Source organism: Rhodococcus sp. T2V, assembly GCF_029269925.1.
GTDB classification, from domain to species: domain Bacteria; phylum Actinomycetota; class Actinomycetes; order Mycobacteriales; family Mycobacteriaceae; genus Rhodococcus_F; species Rhodococcus_F koreensis.
The window spans coordinates 295,694-306,411 of the sequence record NZ_JARJBD010000002.1; the positions used below are offsets into that span (position 1 = coordinate 295,694).

Sequence of the window (10,718 nt, forward strand, 5' to 3'; positions counted from 1 at the left end):
GTTAACGGCGGGCGGTTAACAAGTACTCACGGGCGCGGCAGCGCACCCTTCGCCACTTCCTCGACGTACCCGTCGTACGCGCGCTGGTAGCCGCCGCTGCGGCCGGAGAGCACGTGCAGCGTGTCGGTGTCCTCGACGTCGTAGCCCTCCTTGCGGAGTTCCACCTTGCGACTCTTGAACGTCGACGTCTGCTCCAGCGAGTCGACGACGCGGACGAACAGCGGCACCGCGTACGACGGCAGCCGCTGGAACAGCAACTCCGCCACGTCGGAGCCGTCGAAGTCCTCGTTCTCGTGCAGCGTCACCGCGGCCATTCCCGCGCGACCGTCGGTCCCGGGGATCTCGACGCCGTAGACGACGGCATGCTCGACCGCGGGATGCGCGAGAAGCGCGCCCTCGACCTCGGTGGTCGCGACGTTCTCCCCCTTCCAGCGGAACGTGTCGCCGAGCCGGTCGACGAACGCGACGTGCGACCAGCCCTGGCGGCGCACCAGGTCTCCGGTGTCGAACCAGCAGTCGCCGTCGTCGAAGGCGTCGCGGACGAGTTTCTTGTTCGTGGATTCCTCGTCGGTGTAGCCGTCGAACGGCGCCCGGTCCGTCACCTTCGACAGCAGCAGACCGACCTCGCCGGTGGCCACCCTCCGTAGTGTGCCGTCGGAGTGCCGCCGCGGCGCACCGTTGTCCTCGTCGTACTCGACCACGGCGTGCGGGAGCGGGCAGATGCCTGCGGTCCGGTCGACGTTGAGGGCGTTGACGAACGCGATGTTGCATTCGCTGGCGCCGTAGAACTCGGCCACCCGGGAGATGCCGAACCGGGTGGTGAACTCGGACCAGATCTCCGGACGGAGCCCGTTGCCGACCATCAGCCGGACGGCGTTGTCGCGGTCGCCCGGCTTCTCGGGCTGGTTCAGCAGGTACCGGCACAGTTCACCGATGTAGGTGAACGCGGTGGCCCGGTTCAGCGCGACGTCGTCCCAGAACTTGGACGCCGAGAACTGCTTGCCCAGCGCGAGTGTCGCCCCCGACCCCAGCACCGAGGACAGCGACACCGTCAGCGCGTTGTTGTGGTAGAGCGGCAGGCAGCAGTAGAGGACGTCGCTGCCGCGCAGCCGGACTCCCATGTTGCCGAGTCCGGACATGCTCTTGAGCCAGCGGAAGTGACTCATCAGGCTGGCCTTCGGCAGTCCGGTGGTGCCGGAGGTGAAGATGTAGAAGGCCTTCTCCCGGGCCTGGATCTGCTCGCACACCTCGGGGTTGCCGTCGCCGGCCTTCTCGGCGAGCCGGTCGAGGTCGTCGACGTACACCACCGAGGCCACGGCGGGCGGTTCGTCGAGCGAGTCCATCGCCTCGCCGCACGCCTCGGACACCACGAGGACACGGCTGTCGAGCAGCGAGATGCTGTGCGCGAGTACGTCTCCGCGCTGATTGTGGTTCAGCATCCCGGCGGTGGCGCCGAGCTTGACGGCGGCGAGTGCGATGAGCAGCGTCTCGGGGGCGTTCTTGCCCAGGATCCCGACGACGTCCCCGCGCGACACGCCGAGGTCGGTGAGCACGTGGGCGTAGCGGTTCACGCGGATGTTGGCGTTCCGGTAGCTCAGTGAGTCGCCCTCGAACCGCAGGAACGTGCGGCGCGGGTGCGCCGCGGCGGCGCGCTGGAAGACCAGGCCGATCGACTCCTTCGCGTCGGGGGTCCGGATGAGGCCGAGGACTCCCCTCGCCATGGTCGGCAGCTCCGGGATCAGGGCAGGCAACCGCCTGGCCAGATCGACCACACCGATCGTCGAACGTGCTTCAGAACGCATGACATCCCCTCAGGCCTGCAGTATGAATCAGGTCACCTTACTGCACGGTAACAACGTGCGCCACGACGGCGATCGGACGCCGCCTCAGGAGAGGCAGGCGTCCAGCGCCTCCCCGACGTCGGTCCGGACGAGCAACCTGTCGAGGGCGCGCTGCGCCACGAAGCCGCCGCCCCGCAGACCGTCGATCCAGTCCAGCAGGCCCGTGTAGTGGCCGTGCGGATCGAGCAGGACGACCGGCTTCTCGTGCATGCCGAGGTAGCCCGCCGTCCAGGTTTCGAACAGCTCCTCGAGCGTGCCGATACCGCCGGGCAGCGTGACGAAGGCGTCGGCCCGGTCCTCCATGACCTGCTTGCGCTGGCGCATGGTGTCGGTGACGACGAGTTCGTCTGCGTCGACGTCGGCGACTTCCCTGTGCACCAGGGCTTTCGGGATGACCCCGACGGTGATCGCCCCGGCCGCGCGGGCAGCCTCGGCCACCGCACCCATCATCGAGACGTTGCCACCGCCGGACACCAGTTGCCAACCACGCTTTCCGATTTCGGTGCCCACCTGGGCCGCGAGTTCCAGGAAGTGGGCGTCCACCGGCCCCGAAGCACAGTAGACGCACACCGAGAACGGCTGCGGTGGAACAGTTTCCCGGTTCACCATTGCTCCTCCGTTCCGAGCAGTTCGCCCTCGTCGACTCCCTGCTGCGACTTGACGACGATCCGCACCGCCTCCTCGACACTGTCCGTGACGTGCAGCAGGTTGACGTCGCCCTCCGAGATCTTGCCGCTGCGTTCGAGGGTTCCGCGGATCCAGTCCACGAGCCCGGACCAGTACTCGGTGCCGAACAGGATGATCGGGAACCGGGTGACCTTGCGCGTCTGCACCAGGGTCAGCGCCTCGAACAGTTCGTCGAGCGTGCCGAAGCCGCCGGGCAGGCAGATGAACGCCTGCGAGTACTTCACGAACATCGTCTTGCGGGCGAAGAAGTACCGGAAGTTGATACCCAGGTCGACCCATTCGTTGAGGCCCTGCTCGAACGGCAACTCGATGCCGAGGCCGATGGAGTATCCGCCCGATTCGCTGGCGCCGCGGTTGGCGGCCTCCATGACACCGGGGCCGCCGCCGGTGATGACGGCGTATCCGGACTCGGCCAGGCGCGCACCCAGCGCCCTGCCTGCCTCGTACTCGGGGTGACCGGGCTCGGTGCGGGCCGACCCGAACACGGTGACCGCACGCGGCACCTCGGCCAGGGCGCCGAACCCTTCGACGAACTCGCTCTGGATCCGCAGGACCCGCCACGGGTCGGTGTGCACCCAGTCGGTCTGCCCCCGCTCGTCGAGCAACTGCTCGTCGGTGGTGGTGTCGTCCTTGCGGGCGCGCCTCAACTGCACCGGACCCCGGTGCTTCACGGACGAGGACTTCCGCCCGTAATTGTTCTTCTCGGGTGCCATGCGCCCCAGGCTAACGGGTGGCCCGTTCGGGGCACCGGGCAGTCACGGAGTGCTCAGATAGGCGCGGAGCACGGTCGCCACGTCGGTGATCTGCTGGACGGGGACGTGCTCGTCCCGCTTGTGCGCGAGGTTCGGATCGCCCGGACCGTAGTTGACGGCCGGGATGCCGAGTGCGGAGAACCGGGACACGTCCGTCCACCCGTACTTGGCGCGGAACTCGCCGCCTGCCGCCTCGATGAGGGCCGCGGCCGCCGGATCCGTCAGCCCGGGGAGCGCACCCGGCGACAAGTCCGTGACCTCGAGACCCAGCTCGAGGCCGTCGAAGACCTCCCGCACGTGGTCGATGGCCTGCTCGCCGCTGCGGTCGGGCGCGAAGCGGAAGTTCACGTCCATCTCCGCGGCGTCCGGGACCACGTTGCCCGCGACACCGCCGGTGATCCGCACGGCGGACAGCCCCTCCCGGTACACGCAGCCGTCGATGTCCACCGACCGCGCGGTGTAGTCCGACAGCCGCTGCAGTACCGGTGCGAACCGGTGGATCGCGTTGTCGCCGAGCCACGATCTCGCGGAGTGCGCGCGGGTGCCGCGGGTGGTCAGCGTCACCCGCAGCGTGCCCTGGCAGCCCGCCTCGATGAGCCCACCCGTCGGCTCGCCCAGGATCGCGACGTCCGCACGCAACCACTCGGGGATCTCACGTTCGATCCGCCCGAGCCCGTTGTGGACGGCCGCGATCTCCTCGCAGTCGTAGAACACCAGCGTCAGGTCGTGCGCGAGGTTCTCCACGGTGGCGGCCAGATGCAGGAACACCGCGTCGCCCGACTTCATGTCGACAGTTCCACACCCGTGCAGCAGGTCGCCCTCACGCCGGGAGGGCACGTTGTCCGCGATCGGCACGGTGTCGAGGTGACCGGCGAGCATCACCCGGCTCGGGAGTCCCCGATCGGTGCGGGCGAGCACCGCGTTGCCGTTGCGGATGATCTCGAAACCGGTGGTCTGCTCCCGCAGCGCCGACTCGACGGCGGCGGCGATCACCGACTCGTCGTGCGAGACGCTGGGGATGTCCACCAGCGCGGCGGTGAGGTCGATGGGATCGGCGTGGAGGTCGAGTGTGTTCACCCGTCCACCCTAAGCCGACCCGTCTTCCCGCTGCGGCGTTGCTACCCGTCGAAGCCACCCGGGATCTCGTAGATCGCGCCGTCGAAACCGATGCGGAACAACCGTCCCGTGGAGAAGCCGCCGGACCCCTGCCCGTAGACGACCATGCTCGACATCGGCAATCCCGACGCCAGCACGCAGTACTGCCCCGGGGAGTCGACGCGCCAGATCTCGCCGCGCACGTTGGCCGGGACCACCGGGCGGCCCCGCGAATCCAGGGTCAGGCCGTCGGGAGCCGCGAACGTGTCGAGGCCGGACAGGTCGAGGATGCTTTCGGGCGCACCCGGGTTCGCGATCGGGATCCGGCTCACGCCCGGATTCACGAACGTCCGCGACACGTAGAGGTACCGGTCGTCCACACCGAGCACCGCACCGTTCGCGCTGGGCAGCGTCGCCCAGTTCGGTTCGACGCGGCCGTCGGGGAACACCCGCCCGATCTGCGTTCCGAAGTCGTTGGTGGCGTATGCGGTCCCGGCGGCGTCGACGTCGAGTCCGTCCGCCGCGCTCAGGCCCGATACGAAGGGGGTGAGTGTGCCGGTGGCGGTGTTCAGCTTCGCGATCGCGCCCGGACGCAGGATGTCGCCGAGGAGGACGCGGGCGTCGGCGCCGTACCCCACCAGCAGTGATCCGTCCGACGCCCAGGCGAGGGCGCCCGCGCCCCTGCCGCCGGGGACCGTCGCGACGGGGACCGCCGGCGCTCCCGGCGCGTCGAGGCGGAACACGCGCCCGCTGAGAAGGTCCGTCGTGTAGAGGCGGCCGCCGCCGTCCACGGCGACGCCCTCCAGCGCGGCACCCGGCACCCGCCCCACGAGAACCGGTGGCTGGCCCGCACCCGGGCAGACCGGTGCGGCGGACGCGGTCTGCGGCGCCGCCACTGACACCACCCCGGCGAGCAGCGCGCCCGCGGCCACGGCCCGCAGGCCACGGCCCGTGACTCGACCCCACCGTGAGCCTCCGGTCACCCGACCCCACTCCGAAATACGCATCGCCACGCCCTCTCCCGGTGTCTCGCACGTGCCCCGTGCATGGTCCCCCATGAGCCCGGAACCCGCTTGGTTTCGAATCGATCACGCCCAGATAACGACCGCTCGAGAATGCCCGAGTAATGAGGCAGTAACCTCTACTGCCGTGAGCACACAGGGAGCATCAGCAGTAGGCATCGCCAACGTGACCGTCGGCGGCACGATCCTCGACACCTGGTTCCCGGCGCCTGAGCTGGGAACCTTCGACAGCGCGGGCACCGTGCGGATCGAGGGTGGCGACATCCCCTCCGATCTGGCACTTCTTGCCGGACCCGACGAGGCACGAGAGGTCGACCAGATCGTGGTGCGCACCACCATCGCCGACCTGTCCGCGCCGCCGGCCGACGCCCACGACGCCTACCTGCGCCTTCACCTCCTCTCGCATCGCCTGGTGGCCCCGCACGGCGTCAACCTCGACGGACTGTTCGGGTTGCTGTCCAACGTGGTGTGGACCAACTTCGGACCGTGCGCGGTCGAGGGCTTCGAGAAGGTGCGGTCCCGCCTCCGTATCCGCGGTGTCGTGACCGTGTTCGGTGTCGACAAGTTCCCGCGCATGGTCGATTACGTCGTCCCGTCGGGCGTCCGCATTGCCGACGCCGACCGCGTCCGTCTCGGCGCGCACCTGGCCAGCGGCACCACCGTGATGCACGAGGGTTTCGTCAACTTCAACGCCGGCACGCTCGGCAGCTCGATGGTCGAAGGACGTATCTCCGCGGGCGTCGTCGTCGACGACGGATCCGATGTGGGCGGCGGCGCCTCGATCATGGGCACCCTGTCCGGCGGCGGCAAGGAGACCATCTCCGTCGGCAAGCGCTGCCTGCTCGGCGCCAATGCCGGCCTCGGCATCTCGCTCGGCGACGACTGTGTCCTCGAGGCCGGCCTGTACGTGACCGCGGGCACCAAGGTCACCGGCCCGGACGGCACCGTCGTGAAGGCCAAGGAACTCAACGGCCAGTCCAACCTGCTCTTCCGTCGCAACTCGGTGTCCGGGGCCGTCGAGGTCGTGCCGTGGAAGGGCACCGGCGTGGAATTGAACGCCGCTCTGCACGCCAACGACTGACACTGTGAGCGGTTCGCGAACACCCGGCACCATGACCGATTCGACCGGCACCCTCGGCCGGGGCCTGAAGGTCCGTCACCTGACGATGATGGGCCTCGGTTCCGCGATCGGCGCCGGACTGTTCCTCGGTACCGGTGTCGGCATCGCGACCGCCGGTCCGGCCGTCCTCGTCTCCTACCTTCTCGCCGGCATCATCGTCGTCTTCGTGATGCGGATGCTCGGCGAGATGGGAGCGGCGATCCCTGCCAGCGGATCCTTCTCGCACTACGCGCGGATCGGCATCGGCGACTGGGCCGGATTCGTGATGGGGTGGCTTTACTGGTTCATGCTGATCATGGTGCTCGGCGCCGAGATCACGGGCGCCGCGGGCATCGTGAGCGGCTGGCTGCCCGGGGTGCCGCAGTGGGTCGTGGCGCTCGTGTTCGTGATCTTCTTCGCGGCCGTCAACCTCGCGAAGGTCAGTAATTTCGGCGAGTTCGAGTTCTGGTTCGCGGCCATCAAGGTCACCGTCATCATCGGGTTCCTGGTGATCGGTGTGCTGCTGGTGTTCGGCCTGCTCCCGGACACCGAACCGGTGGGCACCACCAACCTCTTCGGGCACGGCGGGTTCATGCCGGAGGGCTTCGCCGGTGTCGCTGCGGGACTGCTGGTGGTGGCGTTCGCGTTCGGCGGCATCGAGATCGTGACCATCGCCGCCGCCGAATCCGAAGACCCGGAGCGTTCGATCGCCGTGGCGGTGCGCAGCGTCGTCTGGCGCATCAGCGTCTTCTACCTCGGTTCGATCTCGATCATGGTGCTCGTTCTTCCCTGGGACTCGTCGGACCTGAAGAGCGGGCCGTTCGTGGCCGTTCTCAACCAGGCGCACATCCCGTACGTGGCGGGGTTCATGGAACTCGTGGTCGTGGTGGCGTTGCTGTCGGCTTTCAACGCCAACATCTACGGCACGTCGCGGATGGCGTATTCGCTGTCGCGGCGCGGCGACGGACCCGCATTCATGGCCCGGATCTCGAATTCCGGGGTGCCGCTCAATGCGGTGCTGCTGTCGGTGTTCTTCGGTTTCGTCAGCGTGCTGCTCAACTGGTGGCTGCCCGACGACCTGCTGGGACTGCTCCTGAACGCCGTCGGTTCGGCGCTGCTCGTCATCTGGATCTTCATCGTCGTCTCGCACCTGAAGTTGCGCCCACGCCTCGAACGCGAGGGCAAGCTGACGGTGCGGATGTGGTTGTTCCCCTGGCTCAGCTATCTCACGCTCGCGATGCTCGGCGGTTTCGTCGTGCTGATGCTGTTCGACAGCGACGCCCGAACCCAGCTGATCTCGACGTGCGTGTTGTTCCTCGTCATCGCGGCACTCGGCGTGCTCAATACCCGGCTGCGGAGGCGTTCCCGGACGGTGTGACCCGGGTCCGGGCACTCACCGGTCGGGTGTCCGATCCGGATCGGCGGAGGTGCGCGCCGCGTGGGCAAGGACCTGCGGTCCGGTCACCAGGGCCTTCCGCCACGGCGCGACACCCTCGATCTCGATCTCGATCGATAGACTCAGCACGGTGCGGATCAGCACGATCACACCGAGCACGGCGGCATCGGTCAGCGACGGTGTCGAGGTGACGGTCTTGACGATGTCTGCGGCGACGAGCAATTCCAGACCGAGCAGGATCGCTCCGCCGAGCGACTCCCGCAGGGTCTTGAACGCCCTTGCACCGTCACCGGACCTCCTCCATGTGCGCACCGCGAGGAAGAAGGCGAACCCGAACCCGAGAACCATGGACGAGACACCGAGCACTTCGAACAGTTCGGTCGCGACCTCGAAGAACCGGTGAGTATCCATGTGCGTCCCTTCGTCAGACGTCCGTCTGTCGTGTGCGTCGACCCCGCGTGGCCAGTTCCTGATCGATGATCAGCGCGATCTCGGCGAGCGGACGCGGCTGATCCATATCGGCGTGCGTGCTGTGAACGTCGTGGGTGACGATGTCACCGGTGACGTATGCGCGCCACAAGTCGGACGAGGACTCGCTCGACATCGTGTCGTCATCCGTCAATGTCGGACGGAGAAACACCACGTCACCGTGATATGTCTGCGGTACGTGGTCGGCGGACAACCGTAGGTCGTTCCGATAGATTGCACGTGCGGCATCCCAGATGGGCGCAGTGTCGGGCGAATCGACGATCTCGCCGTAGCGGCTCTGCGCCCATGCCCGGATCGACTGTCGAATGTCGTCGTCCGAAGGCGCCGCCTCGCCGAGGACGAGATCCCCTGCACCGGGCACGCTGTCCAGCATCGCGAGGAGTGCGACCTCGAGTCCTCGACGTTCCAGAGCGGTGGCGATCGCATGGGCGACGAGGCCACCGAACGACCATCCCAGCAGAAGGAACGGGCCGTCTTGCTGAACGGCGAGGATCTGCTCGAGATAGTCGGCGGCCATACTCTCGATCGACTTCGGTAGCGGCGTCACCCCGTCGAAACCCCGCGCTTGCAGCCCGTATATGGGCTGGTCGGGGAGGTGGGCGCGAAGGCCCATGTAGCACCAGCTCAGTCCGCCGCCCGGATGGACGCACCACAGGGGCGGTCCGGACCCTTCGCTTCGGATCGGGAGGACGACGGCGAACGGATCGAGCAAGCCGGGTTCGATTTCCTCACCCATACGGGGTGCGAGTTCGGCGACCGTCGGAGACTCGAAGATCACCCGGATCGGGACCTCCACCCCGGACACCGACCGAATCCGGCTCACCAACTGCGTCGCCGACAACGAATGCCCACCCAGGTCGAAGAAACTGTCGTCGATCCCCACCCGGGAAACCCCGAGAACCTCCGCGTAGAGCGAGGTCAGAGTCTGCTCCACCGGTGACCGCGGCGCCCGGAACACCCCACCGATGAAGTCCGGTGCCGGCAATGCTCGCCGATCCAGTTTCCCGTTCACCGTCAACGGCAACCGATCCAGCACCACCACCGCTGCCGGAACCATGTACTCCGGCAGCATCCTGGCCGCAAAACGACGGACGTCGACACGGGTGCCGGTGTCGGTGGCGTCGGAGACCACGTAACCGACCAATCCGACCCCGGTGGCGGTATCTCGGGCCACCACCGCCGCCTGAGTCACGGCCGGATGTTTCAGTAGAACCGCCTCGATCTCCGCGGGTTCGACCCGGAATCCGCGAATCTTGACCTGCGAGTCCGCTCTTCCGCAGAATTCGAGCACTCCGCCGGCGGTCCAGCGCACCAGATCCCCGGTTCGGTACATTCGCGCACCCGGCTCGCCGAACGGGCAAGCCACGAATCGCTCGGCCGTCAACCCCGTCCGCCCGAGATAACCGCGAGCCAACTGCACTCCGGCGACGTACAACTCCCCGACCGCACCCACCGGGACTGGAAGCAAGCCCGCACCCAGCACGAACACCCGCGTGTTGCCCACGGGCGCCCCGATCGGCACACTCACGCGGTCGGCGCGTTCGCCCGGCTCCGGTAGCACGAAGGTTGCCGCGAAGACCGTCGTCTCGGTCGGCCCGTACCCGTTGACCAGAATCGGAGGATTCGAGCGCTCGTCCCGATACCAGCCCTGCAACCCGGCCGGATCCAACACCTCACCGCCGAACACCACCATCCGCAGCACCGAATCAGACCCCACTGCAGGATCCTCACGCTCGACTTCGGCGAACTCGTAGAACGCCGAGGGCGTCTGAGCGAGAACTGTCACCCGCTCCCGGACCACCGCCTCCCACAATCCGGCCGGCGAATGCACGGTCTCCCACGGCACCACCACAATCCGGGCTCCGTGCACCAACGCCCCCCACAATTCCCACACCGAAAAATCGAACGCGACCGAATGACACCACGCCCACACGTCCCCGGCACCGAAGCCGGCCCAGCCTGCAGTACCGGCGAACAGCGACACCACGCTCCGATGGCTCACGGCGACACCCTTCGGAACACCCGTCGACCCGGAGGTGTACATCACGTAGGCGGCGTTGCCCGGTCGTAGAGGTGTTGCGTCGTCGTTGTCGTCGGAGCCACTCCCCTCCGACTGCCCGCCCTCGTCGGAGATGGCATCGAGGAGAACTCTAGGGGTGTCGTTGTCGGGCAACATGTTATCGGTCAGGGTGTCGGTGAGGATCAACCGTGGCGCGGCGTCGGCGAGGATGGTCCCGATTCGTGCACTCGGATAGCGGGGGTCGATGGGGAGGTATGCGCCGCCGGCCTCGAGGACCGCCAGAAGCGCGACGATCAACTCGGGTGACCGCTCCAGTG

9 protein-coding genes are annotated in these 10,718 nt (G+C 67.7%); 2 read left to right on the forward strand and 7 right to left on the reverse strand.

The genetic code is table 11. The features are described from left to right. Positions 1–26: 26 nt before the first annotated feature. From P3H15_RS03490 to P3H15_RS03510, 5 genes are all read right to left on the reverse strand, one after another. Positions 27–1,802: a long-chain-acyl-CoA synthetase gene (locus tag P3H15_RS03490; protein ID WP_276135951.1), complete on the reverse strand. Its 1,776-nt coding sequence runs from the start codon at positions 1,800–1,802 to the stop codon at positions 27–29. An 84-nt stretch (positions 1,803–1,886) separates the two neighbouring features. After that, a complete protein-coding gene (locus P3H15_RS03495) occupies positions 1,887–2,450 on the reverse strand; it encodes a TIGR00730 family Rossman fold protein (protein ID WP_276135952.1) in 564 nt (187 codons plus the stop codon). After that, on the reverse strand, positions 2,444–3,241 hold the full coding sequence (locus P3H15_RS03500) for a TIGR00730 family Rossman fold protein (protein WP_276135953.1): 798 nt from the start codon (positions 3,239–3,241) through the stop codon (positions 2,444–2,446). Before P3H15_RS03500 ends, P3H15_RS03495 begins: the two co-directional genes overlap by 7 nt. A 42-nt stretch (positions 3,242–3,283) precedes the next feature. Next, complete coding sequence (gene dapE / locus P3H15_RS03505) at positions 3,284–4,357, reverse strand: succinyl-diaminopimelate desuccinylase (RefSeq protein WP_276135954.1); 1,074 nt, start codon at positions 4,355–4,357, stop codon at positions 3,284–3,286. Positions 4,358–4,398: 41 nt separating this feature from the next. Then, a complete protein-coding gene (locus P3H15_RS03510) occupies positions 4,399–5,382 on the reverse strand; it encodes an SMP-30/gluconolactonase/LRE family protein (protein WP_276135969.1) in 984 nt (327 codons plus the stop codon). Positions 5,383–5,524: 142 nt separating this feature from the next. Here P3H15_RS03510 and dapD point away from each other — a divergent pair, with 142 nt between their 5' ends. Together dapD and P3H15_RS03520 are read left to right on the forward strand one after the other, a co-directional pair. Then, positions 5,525–6,478 carry a 2,3,4,5-tetrahydropyridine-2,6-dicarboxylate N-succinyltransferase gene (gene dapD, locus P3H15_RS03515; RefSeq protein WP_276135955.1) on the forward strand — a complete coding sequence of 318 codons (954 nt, stop codon included), beginning with the start codon at positions 5,525–5,527 and terminating at the stop codon, positions 6,476–6,478. Between the two features lie 31 nt (positions 6,479–6,509). Beyond that, positions 6,510–7,874: an amino acid permease gene (locus P3H15_RS03520; protein ID WP_095860998.1), complete on the forward strand. Its 1,365-nt coding sequence runs from the start codon at positions 6,510–6,512 to the stop codon at positions 7,872–7,874. Between the two features lie 15 nt (positions 7,875–7,889). Here the strand turns inward: P3H15_RS03520 and P3H15_RS03525 are convergent, their stop codons facing one another. Together P3H15_RS03525 and P3H15_RS03530 are read right to left on the reverse strand one after the other, a co-directional pair. Further along, the gene (locus P3H15_RS03525; protein ID WP_276135956.1) at positions 7,890–8,303 is read right to left on the reverse strand and encodes a DUF1622 domain-containing protein; all 414 of its coding nucleotides are present in this window, start codon (positions 8,301–8,303) and stop codon (positions 7,890–7,892) included. Between the two features lie 13 nt (positions 8,304–8,316). Beyond that, on the reverse strand, positions 8,317–10,718 hold a 2,402-nt coding region (locus tag P3H15_RS03530; RefSeq protein ID WP_276135957.1), incomplete at its 5' end, for an amino acid adenylation domain-containing protein.